The sequence below is a fragment of the Streptomyces liangshanensis genome (assembly GCF_011694815.1).
Taxonomy (GTDB): Bacteria; Actinomycetota; Actinomycetes; order Streptomycetales; family Streptomycetaceae; genus Streptomyces; species Streptomyces liangshanensis.
The window spans coordinates 6134549-6159967 of sequence record NZ_CP050177.1 but is presented as its reverse complement, the minus strand read 5'-3'; the positions used below and the strand labels follow the sequence as shown (position 1 = coordinate 6159967).

At 74.2% G+C, this 25419-nt stretch carries 25 protein-coding genes, 1 pseudogene and 1 riboswitch; of the genes and pseudogenes, 12 read left to right on the top strand and 14 right to left on the bottom strand.

Annotated elements, in window-relative coordinates; translation table 11 throughout:
- Positions 1-91: 91 nt before the first annotated feature.
- From HA039_RS26765 to HA039_RS26755, 3 genes are read right to left on the bottom strand one after another with little or no spacing between them, the layout of a single operon-like run.
- Complete coding sequence (locus HA039_RS26765) at positions 92-439, bottom strand: Asp23/Gls24 family envelope stress response protein (RefSeq protein WP_167033914.1); 348 nt, start codon at positions 437-439, stop codon at positions 92-94.
- Between the two features lie 6 nt (positions 440-445).
- The gene (locus HA039_RS26760) at positions 446-637 is read right to left on the bottom strand and encodes a hypothetical protein (protein WP_167033913.1); all 192 of its coding nucleotides are present in this window, start codon (positions 635-637) and stop codon (positions 446-448) included.
- 39 nt (positions 638-676) lie between these two features.
- Positions 677-1174, bottom strand: coding sequence for an Asp23/Gls24 family envelope stress response protein (locus tag HA039_RS26755; RefSeq protein ID WP_167033912.1), 498 nt, complete (start codon positions 1172-1174; stop codon positions 677-679).
- A 93-nt stretch (positions 1175-1267) separates the two neighbouring features.
- On the opposite strand from HA039_RS26755, the gene HA039_RS26750 reads away from it, so the two are divergent.
- Positions 1268-2095 carry a hypothetical protein gene (locus HA039_RS26750; RefSeq protein WP_208298718.1) on the top strand — a complete coding sequence of 276 codons (828 nt, stop codon included), beginning with the start codon at positions 1268-1270 and terminating at the stop codon, positions 2093-2095.
- A 148-nt stretch (positions 2096-2243) separates the two neighbouring features.
- Here the strand turns inward: HA039_RS26750 and HA039_RS26745 are convergent, their stop codons facing one another.
- From HA039_RS26745 to HA039_RS26730, 4 genes are all read right to left on the bottom strand, one after another.
- Positions 2244-3035: an enoyl-CoA hydratase/isomerase family protein gene (locus HA039_RS26745; RefSeq protein ID WP_167033911.1), complete on the bottom strand. Its 792-nt coding sequence runs from the start codon at positions 3033-3035 to the stop codon at positions 2244-2246.
- Positions 3036-3163: 128 nt separating this feature from the next.
- Positions 3164-3385 carry a helix-turn-helix domain-containing protein gene (locus HA039_RS26740; RefSeq protein ID WP_208298717.1) on the bottom strand — a complete coding sequence of 74 codons (222 nt, stop codon included), beginning with the start codon at positions 3383-3385 and terminating at the stop codon, positions 3164-3166.
- 409 nt (positions 3386-3794) lie between these two features.
- Positions 3795-5393 carry a ribosomal protection-like ABC-F family protein gene (gene abc-f / locus HA039_RS26735; RefSeq protein ID WP_167033910.1) on the bottom strand — a complete coding sequence of 533 codons (1599 nt, stop codon included), beginning with the start codon at positions 5391-5393 and terminating at the stop codon, positions 3795-3797.
- Between the two features lie 98 nt (positions 5394-5491).
- A complete protein-coding gene (locus tag HA039_RS26730) occupies positions 5492-6172 on the bottom strand; it encodes a hypothetical protein (RefSeq protein ID WP_167033909.1) in 681 nt (226 codons plus the stop codon).
- A 159-nt stretch (positions 6173-6331) separates the two neighbouring features.
- Between HA039_RS26730 and HA039_RS26725 the strand changes: the two genes are divergently transcribed.
- On the top strand, positions 6332-6739 hold the full coding sequence (locus HA039_RS26725) for a VOC family protein (RefSeq protein ID WP_208298843.1): 408 nt from the start codon (positions 6332-6334) through the stop codon (positions 6737-6739).
- 47 nt (positions 6740-6786) lie between these two features.
- Here the strand turns inward: HA039_RS26725 and HA039_RS26720 are convergent, their stop codons facing one another.
- The 3 genes from HA039_RS26720 to HA039_RS26710 all read right to left on the bottom strand — a co-directional run bounded on the left by HA039_RS26720 (position 6787) and on the right by HA039_RS26710 (position 10305).
- On the bottom strand, positions 6787-8118 hold the full coding sequence (locus tag HA039_RS26720) for a hypothetical protein (RefSeq protein ID WP_167033908.1): 1332 nt from the start codon (positions 8116-8118) through the stop codon (positions 6787-6789).
- Positions 8119-8397: 279 nt separating this feature from the next.
- Positions 8398-9525, bottom strand: a complete 1128-nt coding sequence (locus HA039_RS26715; RefSeq protein ID WP_167033907.1) for an alpha/beta hydrolase — start codon at positions 9523-9525, stop codon at positions 8398-8400.
- 84 nt (positions 9526-9609) lie between these two features.
- Positions 9610-10305 carry a class II aldolase/adducin family protein gene (locus HA039_RS26710; protein WP_167033906.1) on the bottom strand — a complete coding sequence of 232 codons (696 nt, stop codon included), beginning with the start codon at positions 10303-10305 and terminating at the stop codon, positions 9610-9612.
- A 169-nt stretch (positions 10306-10474) separates the two neighbouring features.
- On the opposite strand from HA039_RS26710, the gene HA039_RS26705 reads away from it, so the two are divergent.
- The 7 genes and pseudogenes from HA039_RS26705 (at position 10475) to HA039_RS26675 (ending at position 19369) form a co-directional block, all read left to right on the top strand.
- Positions 10475-11746 carry an inorganic phosphate transporter gene (locus tag HA039_RS26705; protein WP_167033905.1) on the top strand — a complete coding sequence of 424 codons (1272 nt, stop codon included), beginning with the start codon at positions 10475-10477 and terminating at the stop codon, positions 11744-11746.
- 12 nt (positions 11747-11758) lie between these two features.
- Positions 11759-11995: a hypothetical protein gene (locus HA039_RS26700; protein WP_167033904.1), complete on the top strand. Its 237-nt coding sequence runs from the start codon at positions 11759-11761 to the stop codon at positions 11993-11995.
- Between the two features lie 124 nt (positions 11996-12119).
- A riboswitch (cobalamin riboswitch) is annotated at positions 12120-12274 on the top strand.
- 38 nt (positions 12275-12312) lie between these two features.
- Positions 12313-13365: pseudogene (locus HA039_RS26695) on the top strand (cobalamin biosynthesis protein); the annotation flags it as partial.
- Between the two features lie 365 nt (positions 13366-13730).
- Positions 13731-15278 (top strand): cobyric acid synthase, encoded by a 1548-nt coding sequence (locus tag HA039_RS26690; RefSeq protein WP_167033903.1) that lies wholly within the window; start codon positions 13731-13733, stop codon positions 15276-15278.
- Positions 15279-15360: 82 nt separating this feature from the next.
- Positions 15361-17418 (top strand): putative cobaltochelatase, encoded by a 2058-nt coding sequence (locus HA039_RS26685; RefSeq protein WP_167033902.1) that lies wholly within the window; start codon positions 15361-15363, stop codon positions 17416-17418.
- On the top strand, positions 17418-18017 hold the full coding sequence (cobO, locus tag HA039_RS26680; protein WP_167033901.1) for a cob(I)yrinic acid a,c-diamide adenosyltransferase: 600 nt from the start codon (positions 17418-17420) through the stop codon (positions 18015-18017). Before HA039_RS26685 ends, cobO begins: the two co-directional genes overlap by 1 nt.
- Positions 18011-19369 (top strand): cobyrinic acid a,c-diamide synthase CobB, encoded by a 1359-nt coding sequence (locus HA039_RS26675; RefSeq protein WP_167033900.1) that lies wholly within the window; start codon positions 18011-18013, stop codon positions 19367-19369. The genes cobO and HA039_RS26675 overlap by 7 nt, the downstream gene beginning before the upstream one ends.
- Positions 19370-19434: 65 nt before the next feature.
- Here HA039_RS26675 and HA039_RS26670 read toward each other — a convergent pair whose 3' ends face one another.
- The gene (locus HA039_RS26670; RefSeq protein ID WP_167033899.1) at positions 19435-20205 is read right to left on the bottom strand and encodes a ZIP family metal transporter; all 771 of its coding nucleotides are present in this window, start codon (positions 20203-20205) and stop codon (positions 19435-19437) included.
- Between the two features lie 54 nt (positions 20206-20259).
- Between HA039_RS26670 and HA039_RS34200 the strand changes: the two genes are divergently transcribed.
- Both HA039_RS34200 and cobC read left to right on the top strand, forming a co-directional pair.
- Positions 20260-20721 carry a cobalamin biosynthesis protein gene (locus tag HA039_RS34200; RefSeq protein WP_425086386.1) on the top strand — a complete coding sequence of 154 codons (462 nt, stop codon included), beginning with the start codon at positions 20260-20262 and terminating at the stop codon, positions 20719-20721.
- A 96-nt stretch (positions 20722-20817) separates the two neighbouring features.
- Positions 20818-21879, top strand: a complete 1062-nt coding sequence (cobC, locus tag HA039_RS34195; protein ID WP_167033898.1) for an Rv2231c family histidinol phosphate aminotransferase CobC — start codon at positions 20818-20820, stop codon at positions 21877-21879.
- A 95-nt stretch (positions 21880-21974) separates the two neighbouring features.
- Here the strand turns inward: cobC and HA039_RS26655 are convergent, their stop codons facing one another.
- Positions 21975-22484: a hypothetical protein gene (locus tag HA039_RS26655; RefSeq protein ID WP_167033897.1), complete on the bottom strand. Its 510-nt coding sequence runs from the start codon at positions 22482-22484 to the stop codon at positions 21975-21977.
- Positions 22485-22555: 71 nt separating this feature from the next.
- Here HA039_RS26655 and HA039_RS26650 point away from each other — a divergent pair, with 71 nt between their 5' ends.
- The gene (locus tag HA039_RS26650; protein ID WP_167033896.1) at positions 22556-22897 is read left to right on the top strand and encodes a hypothetical protein; all 342 of its coding nucleotides are present in this window, start codon (positions 22556-22558) and stop codon (positions 22895-22897) included.
- A gap of 67 nt (positions 22898-22964) precedes the next feature.
- Here the strand turns inward: HA039_RS26650 and HA039_RS26645 are convergent, their stop codons facing one another.
- Positions 22965-23876, bottom strand: coding sequence for an SCO1860 family LAETG-anchored protein (locus tag HA039_RS26645; protein WP_243869762.1), 912 nt, complete (start codon positions 23874-23876; stop codon positions 22965-22967).
- A 309-nt stretch (positions 23877-24185) separates the two neighbouring features.
- A complete protein-coding gene (locus tag HA039_RS26640) occupies positions 24186-25277 on the bottom strand; it encodes an amidohydrolase family protein (protein WP_167037650.1) in 1092 nt (363 codons plus the stop codon).
- Positions 25278-25419 lie beyond the last annotated feature (142 nt).

Sequence of the window (25419 nt, the reverse complement as noted above, 5' to 3'; positions counted from 1 at the left end):
CGTCCGTCGTGCTTGGCGAGGTCGACGCGGTCGTCGTGTTCGGCGCGGTCGACGCGGTCGTCCCGGCCTGGTCCGTCGTGCGCGGGTCCGCTCATCGGATCCTCCCCCCGTCGGTGCCCCGCGTGTGGACGGAGTGCAGGCGTTCGACCTGGACCACCACCTCGGCCACCTCCACGCCCGCCAGCCCGTGCACCCGCTGGGAGACCCGCTGCCGTACGGCGCCGCAGCGGGCGCCGATGTCGGTGGGGTAGTCCAGCTCGACACCGACCCGCACCCGGGCGGCGCCGTGATGCAGCGTCACCGAGGCGTGCGGTGCCTCCCCGCCTTCCGGTACGCGGTCGAGCGCCTCCCTCGCGGCGCGCGCGGCGATCTTCGCCACGACGCGGTCCGCGATCGTCGTCACTCCGCGCTCGGCGGCCACCACCTGGTCACCGGCCACGCCGGATCACCGCCGCCGGTCGCCGCGGTCGCGGCTGCGGAAGAAGTCGCCGGGCTCCAGGTCGCCGTCCGCGAACCTCCCGGCGACGAACCCGGCCGCGCCCAGCACGGCCACCACCACGAACGCTCCGAAACCGCCGAAGTACCCGGCGAACCCGAGCGCCATCCCGGCCAACACGCCGACCATCGCCATGCTCATCGCGCTCCTCCTCCGCTTCGATCCCTCGTCCACCACCCCTTACTGGAGTCGTGTCTCCGACTCGTCGTCGTCATCCTCGTCCGGCAGCTTGACGTCGCTGACCGCGATGTTGACCTCGACGACCTCCAGGCCGGTCATGCGCTCGACCGCCGAGATGACGTTCTCCCTGACCACCCGGGCGACGTCGGTGATCGACACGCCGTAGTCGACGACGATCTCCAGGTCGAGCGCGGTCTGTACCTCGCCGACCTCGGCCTTCACGCCCCGGCTGACGGACTTGGACGACCCGGTGCCGGGCACCCGGTCGCGGACGGCGCCGAAGGTGCGGGACATCCCGCTGCCCATGGCGTGCACGCCGACGACGTCCCGGGCCGCGAGGCCGGCGATCTTCTCCACCACGCCGTCGGCGATGGTGGTACGGCCGCGCGAGCCGGCGGCGCCCGCGCCGCGCTTGTTGGCGCCGGCCCTGCGCGCCTCGTCGCCCGCCCCTTCCCTGACGGAAGGCTCGGACTGGTTGCGGGATGCGGTGTCTGACATCGCCATTCGCCCTTTCCGCTCGGTGCTGGACTCCTTTGCACACATTAGGGGTGCTTGTGCGGTTACGCACCGTACATACGGCAGGCTGGGCCCATGACGACAGCGCACAGCACGGACGGCCAGGGCCCCGCGGAGGGCGCCGACGGCCAGGGCTCCTCCGGATGGACGGCCGCGGTGCGGCAGCGGCTGGGTCTGGGCCGGCTGCTCCCCTCGGGCGGCCCCGCCGAGGGGATCTGGGTGACGGAGCAGGCGGCGTCGGCGGAGCTGCGGCGCGCGGCGGAGGCGGTGCCGGGCGCGTCGCTGGGGACGCTCGCGGTCTCCGCGGCCGACGACGACGGGCCCGGTCTGCCGGTGGTGCCTCCGCCGCCGGGGGACGCGGTCGCGGGGCCGCTGCGGATCGACGGGGAGTTCACGGCGACGACGGGTGAGCCGCTGATGGCGGTGGCGCGGCGGGTGCGTGAGGTGCTGGCGGGGGCGGCCCGGGAGCGGCTGGGGCTGGACGTGGCGGAGGTCGACCTGCGGGTGACGGGGCTGGTGGAGCCGGGCGACGGGGCGGGCGGGGCGGAGGCGGGACCGGGCGAGCCGGGGGCCGGGGCGGGGGCCGGGGCGGGGGCCGGGAGAAAGTCGGCGGCCACTGGGCCGGTCGGGGGACGGGCGGCGGTGGCGAAGGGCGAGGCGGCCTGGGCGGCGGCGGGGGTGCCGGGGGTCGCGTACCTGACCGGAACGCTGGGCGCGGCGGTGACCGTCACCTGGAACCAGGTACGCGTGGAGGTGGCGACGGCCCCGGGCCACCACGCGCCGACGGTGGCCCGGGCGGTCCGGGACGCGGTGGCCGCGACGGGGACACCGCCGGTGACGGTGCTGGTGACGGCGGTGGAGGCGGTACGGGAGGGCGCGGAGCCGGGCGCGGGGCGCGCGTAGGGCGCCGCGGGGGTCACGTACGAGCTCGTACCGAAGGGGCGGGTACGGCCTGCGGCGCGCACGCCGCAGGCCGTACCCGCGCCCCGGATCCTTCGCCCGCGCCCGCGCGCGCTCCCGACGGGGATGCTCCGGGGCGCGGGGCCGCGCGTCAGTCGGCGAGGCCCGCCAGGTCGCGGAGGCGGCGTGCCTGGGACGCGCGCTCGGCGGCGCGCTGTTCGTCGAAGGTGCGGCCCGCGGCGCCCGCCAGCAGCGCCTTCGTCTCGATCACCGCGTCGCGCGGCGCGGCCAGCAGTGCGGCGGCCAGGTCCTTCACCGAGGCGTCCAGCTCGTCCGCGTCGACCACCAGGTTGGCGAGCCCGGTGCGCTCGGCCTCCGCCGCCTGGACGAAGCGGCCCGTCGCGCAGATCTCCAGCGCGCGGGCGTAGCCCACCAGCCCCACCAGCGGATGGGTGCCGGTGAGGTCGGGGACGATGCCGAGGCCGGTCTCGCGCATGGCGAACTGGACGTCGGGCGTCACCACCCGCAGGTCACACGCCAGGGCGAGCTGGAAGCCCGCCCCGATGGCATGCCCCTGGACCGCAGCGATCGACACGATGTCGTTGCGCCGCAGCCAGGTGAATCCTTCCTGGTACCCGGCGATCGCCGCGTCGAGAGCCTCGTCGGACTCGCGCGCGAGATCGAGGAAAGTAGGCTCCCCGTCGAACCCCTCGGGGGTGAACGCCTGCCGGTCGAGCCCGGCGGAGAAGGAGAGACCCTCGCCGCGCAGGACGACAACCCGCACACTGCCCGGCAACGACCTCCCGGCCTCCGACAACGCCCGCCACAGAGCGGGAGACTGAGCGTTGCGCTTGGCCGGATTGGTCAGTGTCACCGTGGCGACCGCGTCCTCGACGGTGAGCCGTACGCCGTCCTTGTCGTGTACTGGATCAAGCGAAGTCATGGGGGCGCCTCCGGTTCGGGCAGTCAGCCGTTCGAGCTAAGTGACTGCACAGTAACCACCAGGCCGACACGGAGGTCGGCCGGGTGGGCACCGCCGAACCGGCGGCCGGGAGGAGCCACGCTCGGTCGTCAGGCCGCAGCGGCCTTCTTGCCTCGCGTCGCTCCACCGCGTCCCCGGAGCGTGACTCCGGACTCGCTGAGCATCCGGTGGACGAATCCGTAGGAACGGCCCGTTTCTTCGGCCAGTGCCCGGATGCTCGCACCGTTGTCGTACTTCTTCTTCAGGTCTGCCGCGAGCTTGTCGCGCGCGGCGCCGGTCACCCGGCTGCCCTTCTTCAGAGTCTCGGCCACCCGTGCCTCCTCGTGGGAAGTGCGCTCTGGACTTCTCATGATCACCCCTCGGCGCCGTCCTGGCCACCCATTCGGCAAGGTCCGTGCGACGAGCTTCGGCGCGCTTCCCGCTCCGAGCGCGTCCGGATTGCGGAATTCCAGGTGATTTCCGGACGCCCGGACGGCCGCACTTGACCTGCTCTTTAACCGAAGGCGCAGGTCAGGGCGGTGGTGTCGGAAAATGGCCAGGAGGGGGAGCGCGTACGGTCCGGTCCGTCCCATGACGCGCCGGAGTACGAGACCGTCTCACTCAGATGAAGGATCACCGCTGAGCCGAATGATCCATCGGCAGTGGATCACCGGCGGCGGATCACCGGTCGCGGCCCCCGGACGGCGGCCGCGACCCACGGGGACGCGGGGCTCGGGAGGCTCAGGCGAGCGCCACGAGGTCCGCGTAGTCGGCGCCCCAGAGGTCCTCGACCCCGTCGGGCAGCAGGATGATCCGCTCCGGCTCCAGCGCGTGCACCGCGCCCTCGTCGTGCGTGACGAGGATGACGGCGCCCTTGTACGTACGCAGCGCCCCGAGGATCTCCTCGCGGCTGGCCGGGTCGAGGTTGTTCGTCGGCTCGTCGAGCAGCAGCACGTTGGCCGCGGAGACGACCAGCGTGGCCAGCGCGAGACGGGTCTTCTCGCCGCCGGACAGGACCCCGGCGGGCTTGTCGACGTCGTCCCCGGAGAACAGGAACGAGCCGAGCGTCTTGCGGACCTCGACCAGGTCCAGGTCGGGCGCGGAGGAGCGCATGTTCTCCAGGACGGACCGCTCGGGGTCCAGGGTCTCGTGCTCCTGCGCGTAGTACCCGAGCTTCAGGCCGTGGCCCGGGGTGACCGATCCGGTGTCGGGCTTCTCGACCCCCGCCAGCAGCCGCAGCAGCGTGGTCTTGCCCGCGCCGTTGAGGCCGAGGATGACCACCCGGGAGCCCTTGTCGATCGCGAGGTCGACGTCGGTGAAGATCTCCAGCGAGCCGTACGACTTGGACAGGCCCTCCGCCGTCAGCGGGGTCTTGCCGCAGGGCGCGGGCTCGGGGAAGCGGAGCTTGGCGACCTTGTCGGACTGGCGCACCTGCTCCAGACCCGACAGGAGCCGCTCGGCGCGGCGGGCCATGTTCTGCGCGGCGACGGTCTTGGTGGCCTTCGCGCGCATCTTGTCGGCCTGCGAGTTCAGGGTCGCGGCCTTCTTCTCGGCGTTGGCCCGCTCGCGCTTGCGGCGCTTCTCGTCCGACTCGCGCTGCTGCTGGTAGAGCTTCCAGCCCATGTTGTAGACGTCGATCTGGGCGCGGTTGGCGTCCAGGTAGAAGACCTTGTTGACGACCGTCTCGACCAGCTCGACATCGTGGGAGATCACGATGAAACCGCCGCGGTAGCTCTTGAGGTAGTCGCGCAGCCAGACGATGGAGTCGGCGTCCAGGTGGTTGGTGGGCTCGTCGAGGAGCAGGGTGTCCGCGTCGGAGAACAGGATGCGGGCGAGCTCGATCCGGCGGCGCTGACCACCGGAGAGGGTGTGGAGGGGCTGGCCGAGCACCCGGTCGGGCAGGCCCAGCGCGGCGGCGATGGTGGCGGCCTCGGCCTCGGCGGCGTACCCGCCCTTGGTGAGGAACTCGGTCTCCAGGCGCTCGTACTTCCGCATCGCCTTCTCGCGGGTGGCGCCCTGGCCGTTGGACATCCGCTCCTCGTTCTCCCGCATCTTGCGCAGGACCGAGTCGAGGTCACGGGCGGACAGGACACGGTCGCGGGCGAGGACGTCGAGGTCGCCGGTGCGCGGGTCCTGCGGGAGGTAGCCGACCTCGCCGGAGCGGGTGATGGTCCCGGCGGCCGGGATCCCCTCGCCGGCGAGGCACTTGGTGAGGGTCGTCTTGCCCGCGCCGTTGCGCCCGACGAGACCGATGCGGTCCCCCTTGGCGATGCGGAACGAGGCGGACTCGATGAGGACGCGGGCGCCGGCGCGCAGTTCTACGCCGGTTGCGGTGATCACGGAAAGACTCCAAGGCGGTATGGACGGCGGAAGAGGGCAGGCGGAGGAGAGTCTTCGACGCCGGCTAATGCACAAGGAGAAGTGCCATAGCCCCCAGTCTAGCGGGGCGCCGCAACTGCTTTGTCTGGCCGGGGTTCGTTGGCGAGCGGGGTGCGGCCCGGGGTGATCCGCCCCAGGGCGTCCACGGCGATCACCCCGGTGGTCCACGGGCCGCCCGCGCGGCAGGGCTGCGCGACCAGCAGCACGCCCCGGGTACGGGCCTGGCGGCCGGGGGCGAAGGCGCAGCCCTCGGCGGCGGGCAGCACCCAGCGCAGGTCGCCGTCGGCGGTGCGGTAGGCGGCGATGCGGCGGGGGGTCACGACGGCGAGCATCCGGTCCCCGGCGCCGAGGGGCAGCAGGGCTCCGGGGGTGGTCAGGTCGGGGACGGCGCGGTGCCAGCGGACGGACGTGCCCGCCGCGCGCTCGGTGTCGGTGACCAGGCCGTCGCTCCAGAGCGCGAAGACGTGGCCGGGGACCGCGGCGAGGGCCACGGGCCGGCTGCCGTCGCGTCCGTGGGTCCAGCGCAGGGCGCCGGTGCGCGGGTCGCGTGCCTCCACGCGGGCGGCCGCGGCGCGCGGGACGGGTTCCGGGCCGACAAGGGCTCCGGGGGCGGTGCGGTACGTCCGCAGGTGGTCGCCGAAGGGCGCGGGGCGGGCGTGGTGGGCGGCGGTCACGAGGGGGAGGGCGAGGAGGGCCGGGAGGAAGGCGAGCGCGAGACGCCCGCCGGTCGGAGCGGTCACCGCCCCAGTCAACAGCCGGGTACGGCCCCGGCGCCGTCGGCCGGCCGCCGTGTCGCCGGGCGGTCGGGGGGCGTTGTCAGTGCCGGGTGCCAGACTGAGATCCACGTCACATTCGACAGCGTGTCCGTACGAGCGCGCCCGTACGAAGGAGTGATCGGCATGGCCGGCGACCCGAGCATCTTCCCGACCGTCCTGTACAAGGACGCGAAGGCCGCCCTGCGGACCCTGACGGAGGGCTTCGGCTTCACCGAGGTGCGGGTGTACGAGGGCGAGGACGGCACCGTGCTCCACGCGGAACTGGCCTGTGGCAACGGAATGGTGATGCTGGGTTCCCGGGGCCGGGAGGGCGTCTTCGCGCGGGCGCTGGCGGATTCGGGGCCGGTGGGGATCTACGTGGTGATCGAGGACGTGGACGCGCACCACGCCCGGGCCGTGGAGCACGGCGTGGAGATCCTGATGCCGCCCACCGACCAGGACTACGGGTCCCGGGACTACCTGGCACGCGACGCGGAGGGGAACGTATGGAGCTTCGGGACGTACTCCCCCAGCGCCGCCCCGGCCGGCTGAGCCGGGGCGCCCCGCCGGACGGGCGGGGATGCCGGGAGGGGCGCCGTTCAGGCGCCTCCGGTGTGGACCTGGAACGCGGCCCGGCGCACGGCCTTGGCGAGGGCCGGGTCGGGGTGCGCGGCGGCGAGGGCGACCAGGACCTGGACCGTACGGGGATGGCCGATGGCCCTGACCTCCCTGAGCAGGGCGGGCACCGTGCCCTGCACGGCGGACTCCAGGTGCCGGACGAGCAGGTCGGTCTCGCCGTGGTCGGCGACGGCCGCGGCGGTGTCCACCCAGAGCCAGGTCGACTCCTCACGGGTCAGGACGTCGGCGGCGTCGTCGGGGTCGGCGCCCTCGTACTCGGCGAGCCACAGGAGCGCGTACGGCCGCAGGGACGTGTCGTTCACGGCGGCCCGCACCGACGGCTCGGCGGGCGCTCCGACGACCCGCAGCGCCTCGAAGGCGAGGCCGCGCAGCAGCGCGTCCTCCCCGCGCGCGACGGCGAGCAGTTCGGTGATGGCGCTCCCGACGGTGCGCGCGGCGAGCCAGGCCCGGTACTCGGCCCGTGCGGGACCCGGGGTGAGCCGGGCGCAACCGCGCAGCATGTCCTGGGCGTTCTGCTCGATGTTGCCGGCGGGGCTCTGCGCGGCGACGCAGATCTGCTCCAGCTTGACCCACACCGCCCAGTTGCCGAGGGGGGTGAGGGTCGCCTGGCCCTTGCCCAGCGTCAGCGCGCCGACGGCGGCCAGGCCCTCCAGGGCCCAGTCGAGGAGCGGCGGCAGCAGTTCCTCGTCGGAGACGTCGGAGACGTCGGAGGCACCGGGGACGTCCGGAGCCTCGGCGCCCTCGGGGCCGTACGCCACCTCCGGTACCTCGCAGCGCTCCTCGTGGAGTTCGGCCACGCGCTGCTGGAGCAGGTCCAGCAGCGCCGGCGCGGTCACGGGTCCCGCGGAGAGCTGGAGCAGGGAGAGCACCTGCGGGACGGCCTCGACGACCTCGGCGACGGTCGCGGGGGCGACGTCCTCGGGGGCGGGGTGGACGAGCGACCAGGCGTCGAAGAGCGCCACCCAGCCGCGCAGGACAGCGCTGTCGTCGCGGTCCCAGGCCTGGAGCCGCCAGCCGGGGCGCACGGTCCCGCCGTGCAGCTCGACCAGTCCGGCCAGCCGGGCGCGGTCCCAGCTCGCGCGGACCTGTTCCGCCGTCAACTCCAGCGCGGCCGAGGCCCGTTCCTGGGTGTGCGCGGCGAGATGCCCCGCTCCGGGGTCGCGGTCGACGGCCGCCCAGCGGGCGATCCGTACGGCGTCGGCGAGGACGGCCCTCGCCTGGCGGGCCAGCTCCGCCGGAGGCGGAGTGCCCTCGGGCGGCCGGGGTGCGGGGCGGCTGCGCCCGTCGGTCACAGCCCGTCGTGCCGTGGTCAACGGCCTCGGGGTGACAAGTCGGAGTCTGGAGTTGCGCGCCAATTGCTCATCAGGCTTTCGGGACGTCACGGGGGCAGTCTTCCCGGTGACTGCCCGAAAGCCCAAACGGAACCTCTTCCCTCGCTCCTGGACCGGTGGGGAGAGCCCCTCCGACGAGGCCAACGGAGCGGTACGGATGGGGTGAAAGCGCGCTTCCGGAGTCTCGTGGGGCAGGGCGTGGGACGGGTCCGGGGACGGGATGTGGGGGTGGGGCGTCCGCTACATCAGGGGCACGAGGAACCGGCGGAGGGTTTCCTCGTAGTCCTCCGGGTCGGCGTTCCACATCGCGCCGTGCGGGGCGTGCGCGACGGGATGAAGGGCGATCAGTTCCGGTCGGTGGGCGGCGAGCGCGCGGGCGGGCTCCCAGGGCGCGAGGGTGTCGCCGGGGCCGTGGAAGATCAGGGTCGGGACCCGGAGGTTCCGGGGGTCCGCGGCCTGGCGCAGCCGGTTCCCGTGGAGCCCGGTGCTCCCCTGGGCGGCCCTGACCGCGAGCGGCATCAGCGCCGCGGGGACGCCGCGGGCCGAGGCGAGCGCCCGGAGCGTGGTCTCCCAGTCGAGGACCGGCGAGTCCAGGACGAGGCCGGAGATCCGCGCGGTGAGCGTGGAGTCCGCGGCGGCGCGCAGCGCCATGGAGGCGCCGGTCGACCAGCCGTACAGGATCACCCGCTCGGCGCCGTACCGGACGGCGTAGCGGATCGCCGCGTCGAGGTCGTGCCATTCGGAGTCGCCGAGGTGCCCGAGGCCGTCCGGGGACCGGGGCGCGCCCGCGTCGCCGCGGTAGGCGAGGTCGAGGACCGGGAACTGCCGGCCGGTGAGGAACGGCAGGAGGTTCAGCGGGTGCTCGCGGGTGGCGCCCAGGCCGTGCGCGGTGATCACCCAGGTCTCGCGGGCGCCGGGGACGAACCACGCGGGCAAAGCGCCCAGTTCACCCGGGATCAGCACCTCTTTGTGGTCGATCCCCAGGGCCGTGGTGGGGTCGCCGCTGTGCAGCCGGGGGGTGAGACGGACGCGCGCGCCGGGGGCGAGCGTGCCGTGGCCGACGCGTTCCAGGCGCCGGACGACGGTGTGGGCGTCGCGTGCCTCCCCGTCGAGGACGGGCCCGACGACCGCGTGCAGGCCCGGGGCCTCCAGGCCGTAGGTGCCGGGCCGTACGGACGCGAGGCAGCGGGTGAGGGTGACGTGTCCGGCGGCCGTGGCGTGCACGGTCAGCCAGGGGTCGCCGGGCAGGGGGCGCCCGGGCGATGCCTTGAGCGCGGCATCGCTGGCGTACCGGCCGGCCGCCACCGCGGCCGCGCCGACACCGATGAGTGTGGAGACGGCCGCTGCCGTCACAGTTGCCGGGCGCATCTTCTCAGTGTCGGTACGGCGGCGGCGGACGGCCACCGGGCGTGGGCCGTCAGGGCCGCGGACCGGGGCGGCGACCGGGCGGGCTCAGGGCTTCTGGCCGTACCCCTTGAGCTTCTCGCCGACCTCGGCGACCTGGGCCTCGGAGAGCAGGGCGGGGGCGTGACCGGGGACGGAGGAGGCGGTGAGCCAGACGCGGCACATCCACTCCAGCTGGGCCGTGCGGTCGTACGCCCGGTCCAGCGAGTCGCCGTAGGTGACGGTGCCGTGGTTGCGGAGCAGGCAGCCCGTGCGGTCGCGCAGGGCGTCGCGCATGTGGGCGGCCAGTTCGGGGGTGCCGTACGTCGCGTAGGGGGCGACCCGCACCGGGCCGCCGAGGGCCGCCGCCATGTAGTGGATCAGCGGCAGTTCGGTGACGAGCGTCGAGACGGCGGTGGCGTGGACGGCGTGCGTGTGGACGACGGCCGTGGCGTCCGTGGTGCGGTAGATCTCCAGGTGGAGCGGCAGTTCGCTGGTCGGGGCGAGACGGCCGGAGACCCGGCGGCCCGCGAGGTCGACGGCGAGCAGGTCCCCGGGCGTGAGGCGGTCGTAGGGCACCCCGCTCGGGGTGACGAGCACCTCGTCCCCGACGCGTACGGAGACGTTGCCGGACGTCCCCACGACAAGCCCTTCGGCGGTGGTCCTGCGGGCGGTCGCGACCAGCTCCGCCCAGGCCCGGTCCCGCGCGTCGTCGTGCCCTTCGGCGGGGCGCTCCGCGGCCCGTCCGGTCAGATGATCCGTCATATGACGATCCTGTCAGGCGGGGTGGAAAAAGGGCAGGTCGGACAACGGATCCGGGGGGCCGGGGAGTCATTCAGGAGAGACACCCCGAGTACCTCCTCAGTTAACCTCCCGTTCACCCTGCATCCTTACGTTCACCGTGGCCACCGACGTCGAACGATTGCCTGGGTAAATGGAACACTTCACGCTGCTCCTCGCGATCGTGATCGCGACGGCTCTCGTGTTCGATTTCACGAACGGTTTCCACGACACCGCCAACGCGATGGCGACGACCATCTCGACCGGCGCCCTGAAGCCCAAGACCGCGGTGGCGATGTCCGCCGTCCTGAATCTCGTCGGCGCGTTCCTGTCCGTGGAGGTCGCCAAGACGATCTCCGGCGGACTCATCAACGAGTCGGGCATCCGTACCGAAGTGATCTTCGCGGCGCTGGTCGGCGCGATCATCTGGAATCTCTTCACGTGGCTCCTGGGACTCCCGTCGAGTTCCTCCCACGCCCTGTTCGGCGGCCTCATCGGCGCCACCCTGATGTCCGTCGGCGCCTCCGGTGTCAACGGCGGCGTGGTCATCACCAAAGTCCTCATCCCGGCGCTCGCCGCGCCAGTCGTCGCCGGGCTCGCGGCCATGCTCGCCACGCGGCTGACGTACCGCATCAGCGCCCGTACGGACGAGAAGGCCACCGCCAAGGGCTTCCGGGCCGGGCAGATCGCCTCCGCCGGGCTCGTCTCCCTCGCCCACGGCACCAACGACGCGCAGAAGACGATGGGCGTCATCACGCTGGCGCTCGTCACCGGCGGGGTCCTCTCCCCCGGCTCCAACCCGCCGCTGTGGGTCATCGTCTCCGCGGGCACGGCGATCGCGCTCGGCACGTACCTCGGTGGCTGGCGCATCATCAAGACCATGGGCACCGGCCTCACCGACCTGCGCCCGCAGCAGGGCTTCGCGGCCCAGACCAGCGCGGCGACGGTCATCCTGGCCTCCTCCCACCTCGGCTTCTCGCTCTCCACCACGCAGTCGTGCTCCGGCGCCGTGATGGGCGCGGGACTGGGGCGCAAGGGCGGGGTCGTGCGCTGGTCGACCGCGACCCGGATGTTCGTCGCCTGGGGGCTGACGCTGCCCGCGGCGGGCCTGGTCGCCGCCGGCGCGGAGTACCTGACCGGTCACGGCACCTGGGGCGTCACCGTCGTGGCGATCCTGCTCGTCGCCGCCTCCGCCGCCATCTGGCTCGCGTCGCGGCGCCGCCCGGTGGACCACACGAACGTGACGGGGGCTGATGTGGTGCCGGTCAACGTGCCCGTGGACGCCGGGTCGGTGGACGCCGTGGCCGTCGGCACCGTAGGCGTCGACACCGGGTCCCCCAGCCTGGCGGCCACCATTCCGGGCCCCGCCGCCCTGCCCACCCCGCCCGCCGTCGCCGGCGAGTCCGCGCGCACCGCCACGGTGTAAGGAAGCGATCACATGAAAATCGACTGGGCAGCTCTCGGCTCCGTGTTCGGCGTCAGCCTCGTGTCCACCATCGGCCTGGTGGGCCTCTTCACCCTCGGCATCGTGGCCCTGGCCAAACAGGAGTCGGCGGCCTCCGGTCCGGCCGGCTCCTCCGGCGGATCCGTGGCCCTGGCGCGCACCGGCGCCTACGCCTGCTTCGGACTGTGCGCGGCGGCCGTCGCGTACGGCATCTACCTGATCGTGGCCTGACCGCCCGTACCGTACCCGCGCCCCGGGGGCCGGCCTCGTCCTGACACCGGGACGGGCCGGCCCCCGGGTCCGTCATGTGGGGCTTCGCACACTGCCCCGCCGCAGGTCAAGGGCGGGTTGACGGGTGTTCTCGCAGCGTGGTGGACTGCCGGGGCCAATTACGGCGGCAGCAGAGGAAGCCGGTGCGAATCCGGCGCGGTCCCGCCACTGTCACCGGGCACGGTGTCCCTCCGGGGATCCGTCCCGGGAGCCAGGAACTCTCGCCGCCGCGTCATCCGTCGAGCCGGGGCGCGGACCCTGAGTGAGGACACGTCGCCATGCCTGGCCGCGCGTACGCCGCCGTTCCCGTCGGCCGAGCCCTTTCCGGACACCCCCTCCCCTCCGCCGCTCCCGGCCGGGACGCCGCGCGGATCCACGCGTACGGGGCCCTGGGCGGGTTGCTCGCCGATCTGCTGCTGGGCGATCCCCGCCGGGGCCATCCGGTCGCGGCGTTCGGGCGCGCCGCGGGGGCCGTGGAGCGGGTGCTGTGGCGGGACCACCGGGGCTGGGGCGCGTTGCACACGCTGGTCTGCGCGGGCGGCGCCGTCGGGCTGGGCGCGGTGGTGGCGCGCGGAGTACGGGGACCTGGCGTACCGGGACCAAGGGCTCTGGGGTCCGCGCGTGCCGGGTTCACGCGTCGTGATGCCGCCTCCGTCGCGTTGACCGCCGCCGCCACCTGGTCCGTCGTCGGCGGTACGTCACTGGCGCGCGAGGCGCGGGCCATCGGCCGGGCGCTCGCCGCCGGGGACGTCGAACTGGCCCGGGAGCGGCTGCCGCACCTGTGCGGCCGCGACCCGCAGTCCCTCGACGCCCAGCAGATCGCGCGGGCCGTGGTGGAGTCCGTCGCCGAGAACACCTCCGACGCGGTGGTCGGCGCGCTCGTGTGGGGCGCCCTCGCGGGGGTCCCCGGGCTGGCCGGGTTCCGGGCCGTGAACACGCTGGACGCGATGGTGGGGCACAAGTCCGCCAGGTACCGCCGGTTCGGCTGGGCGTCGGCCCGCCTGGACGACGTGGCCGGCCGGCCCGGCGCCCGGCTGACCGCCGCGCTGGCCGTCGTCGCGGGCGGCGATCCGCGCGGGGCGTGGCGGGCGTGGCGCCAGGACGCGCACCGGCACCCGAGCCCCAACGCGGGCCCGGTGGAGGCCTCGTTCGCGGGGGCGCTGGGGGTACGGCTGGGCGGGACGCTCGCGTACGGCGGCCGGGTCGAGCACCGCCCGGTGCTGAACGGCGGCGGCCGGCCCGTGGAGATCGCGGACATCGAGCGCGCCGTCCGGCTGTCCCGCCGCGTGAGCGCCTGCGCGCTGGCGGTGTGCGTGGCGGCGCGATTCGCCCACGCGGCGGGGGTGGACGCGGCAGCGGGGGCGGGTTCGGGAGCGGGAGCGGGTTCGGGAGCGGGAGCGGGTTCGGGAGCGGGAGCGGGTTCTGGCTCGGGAGCGGGGGCGGCGGGCTTCGGATCGGCGGCGGGCTCGGGGTCGGCTGCGGGGTCGGGATCAGGCTCGCGGTTGGGCTTGGTGGCGGGTTTGGTAGCTGGCTTGGGGTCGCGCCCGGGATCAGGCGTGGGGTCGCGCCCGGGCTCGGGGTCGGGGGCCGTGGCCCGGTGGGGGCTCGGGGTGGCGGTGGGTGGCGGGATCGGGGTGGCGGCGGGCTGCTGGGCGTGGGTCGGCGTGGGGCTCCGTGTCGGTGGCGGGAGGCAGTTGTGAGGGGGCGGGGTGGGCTCGGGGGTGGGCTGCTTGTCGCCGGGACCACCTCCGACGCGGGCAAGAGCGTCGTCACGGCCGGCATCTGCCGGTGGCTCGTGCGCCAGGGCGTCAAGGTCGCGCCCTTCAAGGGCCAGAACATGTCCCTCAACTCGTTCGTCACGCGCGAGGGCGCGGAGATCGGCCGCGCCCAGGCGATGCAGGCGCAGGCGTCCCGCGTCGAGCCGACCGCGCTGATGAACCCCGTCCTGCTGAAACCGGGCGGGGACCGGACCAGCCAAGTGGTCCTGATGGGGCGCCCGGTGGGCGAGATGAGCGCCAGGGGCTACCACGGCGGCCGGCAGGAGGCGCTGCTCGGGACCGTGCTGGAGTGCCTGGCCGAGCTGCGCCGTACGTACGACGCCGTGATCTGCGAGGGCGCCGGCAGCCCCGCCGAGATCAACCTGCGCCGCACCGACATCGTGAACATGGGCATCGCCCGCGCCGCGCGCCTGCCGGTGGTCGTGGTCGGGGACATCGACCGGGGCGGGGTGTTCGCCTCGTTCTTCGGGACGACCGCGCTGCTGAGCCCCGAGGACCAGGCGCTGGTCGCGGGGTACGTGGTCAACAAGTTCCGGGGCGACGTGTCGCTGCTGGAACCGGGGTTGGAGATGCTGCGCGGCCTCACCGGACGCGCGACCCTCGGTGTCCTGCCGTGGCGGCCGGGGCTCGGCATCGACGAGGAGGACGGGCTGCGGGTGTCGCTGCGCGGCGCGGTACGGGAGTCCGCGGCGTCCGCCCCGTACGGCGAGGACGTCCTGCGGGTCGCCGTGTGCGCCGTACCGCTGATGTCCAACTTCACCGACGTGGACGCGCTGGCGGCCGAACCGGGCGTGGTCGTGCGGTTCGTGGACCGGGCCGAGGAGGTGGCGGACGCGGACCTGGTGGTCGTGCCCGGCACGCGCGGCACGGTGGGCGCCCTGGCCTGGCTGCGGGAGCGCGGCCTCGCGGACGCGCTGGCCCGCCGGGCGGCGGAGGGCCGTCCCGTGCTGGGCGTCTGCGGCGGCTACCAGGTGCTGGGCGAGCTGATCGACGACGAGGTGGAGTCGCGGGCGGGGGTCGTGGCCGGGCTCGGACTGCTGCCGGTACGGGTGCGGTTCGCGCGCGCGAAGACGCTGGGGCGGCCGGTGGGCGTGGCCCTCGGCGAGTCCGTGGAGGGGTACGAGATCCACCACGGCGTCGCGGAGGTCGACGGCGGCTCCGCCTTCGTCTCCGACGCGGGCGGCACGGCGCTGGACGGGTGCCGGGTGGGGTCGGTGCGGGGGACGCACTGGCACGGGGTGCTGGAGAACGACGCGTTCCGGCGGCGCTTCCTCACGGAGGTCGCGCGCGAGGCGGGGCGCCGGTTCGTACCGGCGCCGGACACGAGCTTCGGGGCGCTGCGGGAGGAGCAGCTCGACCTGCTGGGAGACCTGGTGGAGGAACACGCGGACACGGACGCGCTGTGGCGGCTGATCGAGGAGGGCGCCCCCGGGGGGCTGCCGTTCGTCCCGCCCGGTGCGCCATGACGCCGTCCGGCCCGGGTCCGGCGTCCCTCGTCCTGACCCGGCCGGCAGCCCGGCCCATACCGATCGCACGCGAAGGAGCCCTATGAGTACCCCCTTTCCGTTCACCGCCGTGGTGGGAATGGACGATCTGCGGCTCGCGCTGCTCCTCAACGCCGTCAGTCCCGCGGTCGGTGGAGTGCTGGTCCGTGGGGAGAAGGGCACCGCGAAGAGCACCGCCGTGCGGGCGCTGTCCGCGCTGATGCCCGAGGTCGACGTGGTGGCGGGCTGCCGGTTCAGCTGCGATCCCGCCTCGCCCGACCCGCGGTGCCCGGACGGCCCGCACGAGAGCGGTCCGGGCACCCCCCGGCCCGCGCGGATGGTCGAGCTGCCCGTCGGGGCCTCGGAGGACCGGCTCGTCGGGGCGCTCGACATCGAACGGGCCCTGTCGGAGGGCGTGAAGGCCTTCGAGCCGGGGCTCCTCGCCGACGCGCACCGCGGGGTGCTGTACGTGGACGAGGTCAACCTCCTCCACGACCACCTGGTCGACCTGCTGCTGGACGCCGCCGCGATGGGCGCCTCGTACGTCGAGCGCGAGGGGGTCTCGGTACGGCACGCTGCGCGCTTCCTGCTCGTCGGGACGATGAACCCCGAAGAGGGGGAGCTGCGGCCGCAGTTGCTCGACCGGTTCGGGCTGACCGTGGAGGTCGCCGCGTCCCGGGAGCCCGAGTCGCGGGTCGAGGTCGTACGGCGGCGGCTCGCGTACGACGACGACCCGGCCGGGTTCGCGGCGCGCTGGGCCGGGGAGGAGACCGCGCTGCGCGAGCGGATCGTGACCGCGCGGGCCCTGCTGCCCGAGGTACGGCTCGGCGACGCGGCGCTGCTGCAGATAGCCGCGACGTGCGCCGCGTTCGAGGTGGACGGGATGCGCGCCGACATCGTGATGGCGCGGACCGCGACGGCGCTGGCCGCGTGGGCCGGGCGTACGGACGTGCTCGCGGAGGACGTCCGGCAGGCGGCGCTGCTCGCGTTGCCGCACCGGCGGCGGCGCAACCCGTTCGACGCGCCGGGGCTGGACGAGGACAAACTCGACGACACGCTGGAGGAGTTCAAGGGCGAGGACGACGATCCCGAGCCCGACGGGCCGGGGGACGGCGGCGGCCCCGGGGACGGCGGCGGCGGTCCGGCCCCCGACAGCGGTTCCGACGCGCCGGAGGACTCCGGGTCCGGGGAGGGCGACGCGCCCGGGGAGTCGCCCCGCCCCGGGACCGGGGGCCCGGGCGGCGGTGAGCAGGCCGCCGTACAGGCCGGTGAGCCGTACCGTACGAAGACGCTCAGCGTCCCCGGCCTCGGCGAGGGCGCCGCCGGGCGGCGCTCGCGCGCGCGGACCGAACACGGCAGGACCACCGGGTCCCGGCGGCCCCGGGGCGCGCTGACCAAGCTGCACCTCGCCGCGACCGTGCAGGCCGCCGCCCCGCACCAGCGGGCCCGGGGCCGCAGCGGGACCGGCCTGGTGATCCGCAAGGACGACCTGCGGCAGGCGACCCGCGAGGGGCGTGAGGGCAACCTCGTGCTGTTCGTGGTCGACGCCTCCGGGTCCATGGCCGCCAAGCGGCGGATGAGCGCGGTGAAGGGCGCGGTGCTCTCGCTGCTGCTGGACGCCTACCAACGCCGGGACAAGGTCGGGCTGGTGACCTTCCGGGGCAAGGACGCCGAGGTGGCGCTGCCTCCCACGTCGTCCGTGGACGCGGCCGCGGCCCGCCTGGAGTCGCTGCCGACCGGGGGCCGGACTCCCCTGGCCGCCGGGCTGTTGAAGGCCCACGACGTGCTGCGGGTCGAGCGGCTGCGGGATCCCGCGCGCCGGCCGCTGCTCGTCGTGGTGACCGACGGCCGGGCGACGGGCGGCGCCGATCCGGTCGCGCTCGCGGCGCGCGCCGCGCGGCTGCACGCGTCGGAGGGGACGGCCTCGGTGGTCGTGGACTGCGAGTCGGGCATCGTACGACTCGGGCTCGCCGGGACACTCGCCGGCGACCTGGAAGGCACGTGCATCACCCTGGACGAGCTGCGCGCCGACAGCATCGCGGGGCTGGTCAGGGACGTGCAGGGCGCACAGGGCGCACACGGCACGCAGGGCGTGCAGGGCAACCGACGGAGGGCCGCGTAATGCCGCAGGGACAGCCGGAGACCGTACCGGACGACGGACTCACCACCCGCCAGCGCCGCAACCGCCCGCTCGTCCTCGTCCACACCGGCGTGGGCAAGGGCAAGTCGACGGCGGCGTTCGGCCTGGCGCTGCGCGCGTGGACGCAGGGGTGGCCGATCGGGGTGTTCCAGTTCGTGAAGTCGGCGAAGTGGAAGGTCGGGGAGGAGCAGGCGCTCAAGGTGCTGGGGGCGAGCGGCGAGGGCGGTTCCGTCGCCTGGCACAAGATGGGCGAGGGCTGGTCGTGGGTGCAGCGCGACAGCCAGCTCTCCAACGAGGAGGCGGCGCGCGAGGGGTGGGAACAGGTCAAGCGCGACCTGGCGAACGAGACCCACAAGCTGTACGTGCTCGACGAGTTCATGTACCCGCTGCACTGGGGGTGGGTGGACACGGACGAGGTCATCGAGGTGCTGCGCGACCGTCCCGGCACCCAGCACGTGGTCATCACCGGCCGCAACGCCCCCGAGAAACTGGTGGAGTTCGCGGATCTCGTCACCGAGATGACCAAGGTCAAGCACCCGATGGACGCGGGACAGAAGGGCCAGAGGGGCATCGAGTGGTGAGTGTCCCCCGCCTGGTGATCGCCGCGCCGTCGTCGGGCAGCGGGAAGACGACGGTCGCGACCGGGCTGATGGCGGCCTTCTCCGAGCGCGGGCTCGCCGTGTCCCCGCACAAGGTGGGGCCCGACTACATCGACCCCGGCTATCACACGCTCGCCGTCTCGGCGGGCGGCTCCGGGCGGCCGGGGCGCAACCTCGACGCGTACATGAGCGGTACGGGCCTGATCGGGCCGCTGTTCGCGCACGGCGCGGCGGGGTGCGACCTGGCGATCGTCGAAGGGGTGATGGGCCTCTACGACGGCGCGTCCGGGCAGGGCGAACTCGCCTCCACCGCCCAGGTGTCGAAGCTGCTGCGCGCCCCGGTGGTGCTGGTGGTGGACGCCTCGTCGCAGTCCCGCTCGGTGGCGGCGCTGGTGCACGGCTTCGCGTCGTGGGACCCGGAGGTGCGGATCGGCGGGGTGATCCTCAACAAGGTCGCCTCGGACCGGCACGAACTGCTGCTGCGCGAGGCGCTGGACGGGTCGGGCGTGCCGGTGATGGGGGTGCTCCGGCGGACCGAGCAGGTCAGCACGCCCTCCCGCCACCTCGGCCTGGTGCCCGTCGCCGAACGCCGCGCGGACGCGGTGGAATCGATGCGCGAGCTGGCCGGGCGGGTGCGGGCGGGGTGCGACCTGGAGGCGCTGCTGGGCCTGGCGCGCAGCGCGCCCGCGCTGGACGTGACCCCGTGGTCCCCGGAGGCCGAACCGGTCGGCTCCCGGCCGGTGGTGGCGGTGGCCGCCGGGTCCGCGTTCACGTTCTCGTACGCCGAACACACCGAGCTGCTCGCGGCGGCCGGCGCGGACGTCGTCCCCTTCGATCCGCTGCGGGACGAACAACTGCCCGACGGGACGAGCGGGTTGGTGATCGGTGGTGGCTTCCCCGAGGTGTACGCGCCGGAGCTGTCGGCCAACGAGCCGCTGCGCAAGGCCGTTTCGGAGCTGGCCCTGTCCGGGGCGCCGGTGGCGGCGGAGTGCGCGGGCCTGCTGTACCTCGCGCGGTCGCTGGACGGGAAGCCGATGTGCGGGGTGCTGGACGCCGACGGGCGGATGTCGGGACGGCTGACGCTCGGCTACCGGGAGGCGGTGGCGGTCGGCGACAGCGCGCTGGCCGTCGCGGGGACGCGGGTACGGGGGCACGAGTTCCACCGCACGGTCCTGGAGCCGGGCGCGGGCGCGGCGCCCGCCTGGGGCGTGGTCCACCCGGAACGGCGGCTGGAGGGCTTCGTACAACAAGGAGTGCACGCCAGCTACCTGCACACGCACTGGGCGGCGACACCGCTGATGGCGCGGCGGTTCGTGGAGCGGTGCGCGGGATGACGTACGGCGGGGTGCGCGGGGTGGCGGGCGGGGCCGGCGGCGGGGCGGGCGGCGTGACGTACCGCTCAGCCCGCGATGCCCACCACCAGCCAGATGAACGCGACCCCCACCACCGTGCACAGCACCGTGGAGCGCGCCGGATGCTCGTGGTGCGCCTCGGGCAGGATCTCGGCGGCGGCCAGGTAGAGCAGGGCGCCGCCGAAGAACCCGAGGTAGCTGCCGAGCAGTTCCTCGGGGAGCGTGAACAGCAGCGTGGACGCGGCGCCGACCACCGGCGCGACGGCGTCCGCGACGAGCATCATGACCGCCTTGCGGCGGTCGTTCCCGTACAGACTGGTCAGCGTGTACGTGTTGAAGCCGTCGGCGAAGTCGTGGGCGACGACGGCGAGCGCGACCGCCGCGCCCATGCCCCCGCCGATCTGGAAGGCCGCGCCCAGCGCGATGCCGTCCATCAGGCTGTGACCGACCATCGCCGCGGCGGCCGTCAGCCCGACCTGCGGCACGCGCTCGTGGGCGTGGGCATGGCCGTCGTGGCCGTCGAGCGCCTCGCTCTCCTTCGGGTCCGCGCCGTGGGACGCCTGGCGGACGGCCAGCAGTCGTTCCACCAGATGGGCGACGAGGAAACCGCCCACGAACAGCAGCAGCGCCTGCGGGACGCCGAAGACCTCTTGGCCCGCCGCGTGCATCGCCTCCGGCAGCAGGTCGAGCCCGACCACCCCCAGCATCAGCCCGCCCGCCAGGCCCAGCACCAGGTGCCGGCGGTCGGTGACGCGTTGCGCCGTCCAGCCTCCGAAGAGGGTCATGAGGAACGCGCCGAGCGCGACGAAGACCGCCATGGGCCCCTGCTTAGCCGATCAGGGCCCTCCGGCGCACATCCGGGGTCTCCGCTGGTGGTCGGCGTCGGGGCCCGGCCGGGCGTCGCGGCTGGCGAAATCCTGCGCCTGATCGCGGAAACCCTGCGGGACGCCGGGCTCGCGGCGGGCGACGTCGTGGAACTGGCCACCGTCGACACCCGCGCCGGTGAGACCGGGATCACGGCCGCGGCGGCGCGCCTCGGAGTGCCGGTACGGGGGTACGCGGCGGCCTTCCTCGCGGACGTCGCCGTACCGAACCCGTCCGCCGCGGCGCTCGCCGCCCTCGGCACCCCGTCCGTCGCGGAGGCCGCGGCGCTGGCCCGCGGCGGTGAGCTGCTCGTACCGAAACGCGCCTCCCGGCCCGCGGGCCGGCCCGCCTCCGCGACGTGCGCGGTGGCCCGTGCCGACGGGCCGGGTGTAACGGGATGGCCTGGACACGACGCAGGTGCAGACGGTAGACAACAGCGGCCACGCGGTACTCCGCGGGGCGCGTCCTGACGCCCCCGGCGGACCCGGTGGCACTCGGAAGGAGCCCGGTGACCCCCATACCCGCCGACCCCTCTCTGCACGGCGACGAGCAGGCCTGTGGCAGCCATGTCTACGCGCGCTGACCTCCATGACCTCGGGCATCACGGCGACGCCGAGGTACGGGACTGCTCCGGCGCGCTCGTCGACCTCGCGGTCAACGTCCGGGCCGGCACTCCCCCGGCGTGGCTGCGCGCCCGGATCGCCGACTCGATGACCGGGCTCGCCGCCTACCCCGACGGGCGGGCGGCCCGCGCGGCGGTCGCGGCGCGGCACGGGCTGCCGGTGGAGCGGGTGCTGCTGACGGCGGGGGCGGCGGAGGCGTTCGTCCTGCTGGCCCGGGCGCTGCCGGTGCGGCGGCCGGTGGTCGTGCACCCGCAGTTCACCGAGCCGGAGGCGGCGCTGCGGGACGCGGGGCACACCGTACGGCGGGTCCTGCTCCGCGCGTCGGACGGCTTCCTGCTCGATCCGGCGGCCGTCCCGGAGGACGCGGACCTGGTGGTCCTGGGCAATCCCACGAACCCGACGTCCGTGCTCCACCCGGCCGCGACGATCGCGTCACTGGCCCGGCCGGGGCGGACGCTGGTCGTGGACGAGGCATTCATGGACGCGGTGCCGGGCGAGCCGGAGGCGCTGGCCGGGCGCGTGGACGTGCCGGGCCTGGTCGTGATCCGCAGCCTCACGAAGACCTGGGGCCTGGCGGGGCTGCGGGTCGGGTACGTCCTGGCCGCGCCGGACACCGTCGCGGCGCTGGAGCGGGCGCAGCCGCTGTGGCCGGTGTCGACGCCCGCGCTGGCGGCGGCGGAGGCGTGCATGACGCCCTCGGCGCTGGCGGAGGCGGAGGAGGCGGCGTGCCTGATCGCCGTGGAGCGCCGGCACCTGCTCGCGGGGCTGGCGGAGTTCGAGGAGGTACGGGTCGTCCCGGCGGCGACCGCGCCGTTCGTCCTGCTCCGGACGGACCGCGCGGACGCGGTCCGCACCCGCCTGCGCTCCCTGGGGTTCGCGGCGCGGCGGGGGGACACGTTCCCGGGCCTGGACGAGAGGTGGCTGCGCGTGGCGGTCCGGGACCGCGCCACCACCAACCGCTTCCTCCAGGCCTTGGACCAGGCGTTGGTGGCAACGGGAGCGTAGCGGGAGGTCGTCGCCTCACGGGGTGACATGGCTCGACGAGGGTCCCCGCTGGGAAGCGGGGACCCTCGTCGAGCCATGTCACCGTGACAAAGCGGTCAGGGTTCGCACCGGTCCGAGTCGGGCCGGAGGAAGTCCTCGCGATCCACGGCCTTGGCACCGTCGCCGTCCGCGATCAGTACCTGGCCTTTCTTGACGCCGTCGAGGTCGTCGAGGGTGAAGGCGACCCTGCCGTCGAGCCCCCGCTCGCGTACCGACCCGTCGACCTTCGCGACGTACGGCACACCTTCGGCCAGCTTCTTCAGGTTGTCCCTGTCCGTCTCCCACCCCTCGGGCGCGGGTGCGAAGAGCCGTACACCGCCGAGGGACTTCGTCCGACTCAGGTTGAACACAGCCCAGCTCAGCAAGGCTTCACCCTCGTCGTCGGCCAGGACGGAGAAGATGCGGGCCTGGTAGCCGGGGCACTCCGCGACGAGCAGACCGACCTCCCCGTCCGCCGTCCGCTCGACGGCGAGAACACCTTTCGGACCGGGGGTACATCCCGCGCCGAGAAGGGAAAGGGCAAACAGCGCCGATCCCGTGACGACCGCTCTCGCTCGTCGTTCCATCCTTCTCATCCCCCCTGGAGCCGGCCGCCTCGCCCCGGGGAGGAAGCCTCACCGCCTCCTATACTCCTGGCGTGTTCGATACGCAGAACTTCTTCCACGTTTCGTCCGTGCGCAACCGGCGGTCGATCGCACAACACGGCCTGGATTGGACCCGGATGGGCGCCGCACCGGGAATCGCCGGCAGCCGCCGGCCCGAGGTGGAGGGGATCTTCGTCTGCCCGGGCGAGGAGACAGCGGACTTCTTCCTCCAGATCAACAACACCGGCGGGCCGGTCGATCTGTGGTCCGTGGACGGCATCGACGAGGAGTTGCTCATCGACAACGGCAACGGATTCCTCTACCTGCCCGGCCACATACCAGCCGCGCGAGTCCGCCTCGTGCGATCGGACATTCCCCCGCGGCCCGGTTTCTGACTTCGCGGGCCTCACCGGCCCGTGAGGCCCGCGGGCGCCGCTTCGGATCGGGGGACCGCCGCCCCTGTTACCGGCGGCGCGACCGTGCCAGGGCCAGTCCGCCCGCGCCCAGGGCCAGCAGGAGGACCGCCCCGCCTGCCAGGTACGGGGTCGTCGAGCTGCCGCCGGTTTCCGCCAGGTGTTCCGTCTGCGGCTTCACGTCCGGCTTCGGGGTGGGCTTCGCGGGCGCCTGGGAGGGGGACGGCTCCGCCTTCGCCTTGGGCGAGCGGCACGTCGCCTCCGCCAGGGTCACCTCGCCCTGGACGTCCGCGACGTTCAGGTTCAGCGGGTTGACCGCCACCTGGAGGCGGAGCGCCACCGCCGCCGCCGTACGGGACGTCGTCCTCTTCTCCGACAGGTCCAGCGTCACCTTGCCGACGCCGGGGACGTCGACGCGCGTCGGGCCGCCCGCGGACAGGGTGACGCGCTTGCCGAGGACCGTCACGGAACCCAGCACGTTGGATTCGGCCACCGGCCGCTTCCCCGTCTCGCAGACCGCCCTGGACGTGACCTGCTCGACCTCGATCAGCGGGAGCAGCGGCAGCCCGGGGACGTGCACCTTCGCGCGGGCGAGGTTCGCGTACCCCTCCGCCTTGCGGTCGTCGACCGTGGCCCGTGACGTGGCGACGTCGGCGCGCAGGACGTCGACCGGCTTCCCGCCCTCGACCCCCTCCAGCTCGACCGTCAGCGTCGTCCGGTCCGCGTCGGCGGGGGCCTTCACGTCGTTGAGCGCGGCCCGCAGCGGCACGTTGACCGTCTTGTTGAGCAGGGACACGTCGAGCCCGGTCCGCAGGACCACCGCGGTCGCCCGGCCCTCGCCGTCGATGACGCCCGTGGCCTGCGCGGGAGCGGCCAGGAGGACGGGACCGGCGGTCAGCGCGGCGGCGACCGCCACCGCGGCGCGACGGCGTGCGGGCATGCGGAAGGTGTTGCTGTTCAAGGGTGGAACCCCCACAAGAGACATGGTGTCGCCGGTTCACCGACACGGGGACACGCGGCGGCGGCGACTGAGACACCGGAATCTTTACGCACTGAGAGTGAACTGACAGACACCTGGGGTGAGTTCACCCCAAAGGGGGGTTTCCGGCAGAAGGTTCGATTCCGCTGGCGCACGCGTTCCCCGCCACGCCGCATATGACACGGTCAGGGTGGTGCGCCGGTCGCACCGGAGCGCGGACCACGTGAAGTGCTTCAACGAGACGCCGAGCCGCACGTCACGCTCCGTCAACCCGGCGCCCCGGTGAAGCCGTCAGCCGACCACACGCCCGTTCAGCACGATCACCCGCGGCGCGGCCAGCACCCGTACGTCCGCGCGCGGATCCTCGTCGTAGACCACCAGATCCGCGGGCGCCCCCTCGTCCAGGGCGGGACGGCCCAGCCACCTGCGGGCGGCCCACGTCGTCGCGGAGAGCGCGTCCAGCGGCGGGATGCCGGCCGTCACGAGTTCGGCGACCTCCGCCGCGGCGAGGCCGTGCGCGAGGGCGCCGCCCGCGTCCGTACCCACGAAGACGGGGATGCCGGCGTCGTACGCCGCGCGGACGGTGTCGTACCGCCGCTCGTAGAGCCGGTTCAGGTGCGCCGACCAGCGGGGGAACTTCCCCGCGCCGCCCGCCGCGAGCTGCGGGAACGTGGCGATGTTGACCAGGGTCGGCACGATCGCGACCCCCCGCTCGGCGAACAGCGGGATCGTGTCCTCGGTGAGCCCCGTCGCGTGCTCGACGCAGTCGATGCCCGCCTCGACCAGCTCCCGCAGCGCGACCTCGGCGAAGCAGTGCGCGGTGACGCGGGCGCCCAGCCGGTGCGCCTCCGCGATCGCCGCCTCCACCGCCCCGCGCGGCCAGCACGCGGTGAGGTCGCCCTCCTCCCGGTCGATCCAGTCGCCGACGAGCTTGACCCAGCCGTCCCCGCGCCGGGCCTCCTGAGCGACGTACGCGACGAGGTCGTCGGGCTCGATCTCGTACGCGAAGTTACGGATGTACCGCCGGGTCCGCGCGATGTGCCGGCCCGCCCGGATGATCTTGGGCAGGTCCTCCCGGTCGTCGATCCACCGCGTGTCCGCCGGCGACCCGGCGTCCCTGAGCAGCAGCGTGCCCGCGTCCCGGTCGCCGAGTGCCTGCTTCTCGCTGGTCGCCGCGTCGACCGCGCCGTGGTGGTCGAGCCCGACATGGCAGTGGGCGTCGACCAGCCCGGGGAGGACCCAGCCCGTGACCGTACGGACGTCCCGGGCGCCGGGCGGCCGGGTGTAGGTGACGCGGCCGCCGACCACCCACAGTTCGTCCCTGACCTCCTCGGGGCCGACGAGCACCCGCCCCTTCACCCGCAGCACCGCGTGATCACTCATGGACAGCATGGACAGCACTGTACGAGCGCGATCACGCGCCGGTCAGCCCCGCGTGGGCGTGATCACGCGCCGGTCGGCCCCGCACTGGGGCGATCACGCCCCGGGGAAGCCCCGCACGAGGACGATCAGGAGGCCACGCGGA

Excerpts from the sequence above, each read along its gene's own strand:
- HA039_RS26755 (WP_167033912.1), bottom strand. The coding sequence starts at position 1,174 with ATGTCAGACACCGCATCCCGCAACCAGTCCGAGCCTTCCGTCAGGGAA.
- HA039_RS26725 (WP_208298843.1), top strand. The coding sequence starts at position 6,332 with ATGGCCGGCGACCCGAGCATCTTCCCGACCGTCCTGTACAAGGACGCG.
- HA039_RS26710 (WP_167033906.1), bottom strand. The coding sequence starts at position 10,305 with ATGACGGATCATCTGACCGGACGGGCCGCGGAGCGCCCCGCCGAAGGG.
- cobO (WP_167033901.1), top strand. The coding sequence starts at position 17,418 with ATGCCGCAGGGACAGCCGGAGACCGTACCGGACGACGGACTCACCACC.
- HA039_RS26750 (WP_208298718.1), top strand. The coding sequence starts at position 1,268 with ATGACGACAGCGCACAGCACGGACGGCCAGGGCCCCGCGGAGGGCGCC.
- HA039_RS26685 (WP_167033902.1), top strand. The coding sequence starts at position 15,361 with ATGAGTACCCCCTTTCCGTTCACCGCCGTGGTGGGAATGGACGATCTG.
- HA039_RS26655 (WP_167033897.1), bottom strand. The coding sequence starts at position 22,484 with ATGGAACGACGAGCGAGAGCGGTCGTCACGGGATCGGCGCTGTTTGCC.
- HA039_RS26715 (WP_167033907.1), bottom strand. The coding sequence starts at position 9,525 with ATGCGCCCGGCAACTGTGACGGCAGCGGCCGTCTCCACACTCATCGGT.
- HA039_RS26745 (WP_167033911.1), bottom strand. The coding sequence starts at position 3,035 with ATGACTTCGCTTGATCCAGTACACGACAAGGACGGCGTACGGCTCACC.
- HA039_RS26700 (WP_167033904.1), top strand. The coding sequence starts at position 11,759 with ATGAAAATCGACTGGGCAGCTCTCGGCTCCGTGTTCGGCGTCAGCCTC.
- cobC (WP_167033898.1), top strand. The coding sequence starts at position 20,818 with ATGTCTACGCGCGCTGACCTCCATGACCTCGGGCATCACGGCGACGCC.
- HA039_RS26760 (WP_167033913.1), bottom strand. The coding sequence starts at position 637 with ATGAGCATGGCGATGGTCGGCGTGTTGGCCGGGATGGCGCTCGGGTTC.
- HA039_RS26670 (WP_167033899.1), bottom strand. The coding sequence starts at position 20,205 with ATGGCGGTCTTCGTCGCGCTCGGCGCGTTCCTCATGACCCTCTTCGGA.
- HA039_RS26705 (WP_167033905.1), top strand. The coding sequence starts at position 10,475 with ATGGAACACTTCACGCTGCTCCTCGCGATCGTGATCGCGACGGCTCTC.
- HA039_RS26640 (WP_167037650.1), bottom strand. The coding sequence starts at position 25,277 with ATGAGTGATCACGCGGTGCTGCGGGTGAAGGGGCGGGTGCTCGTCGGC.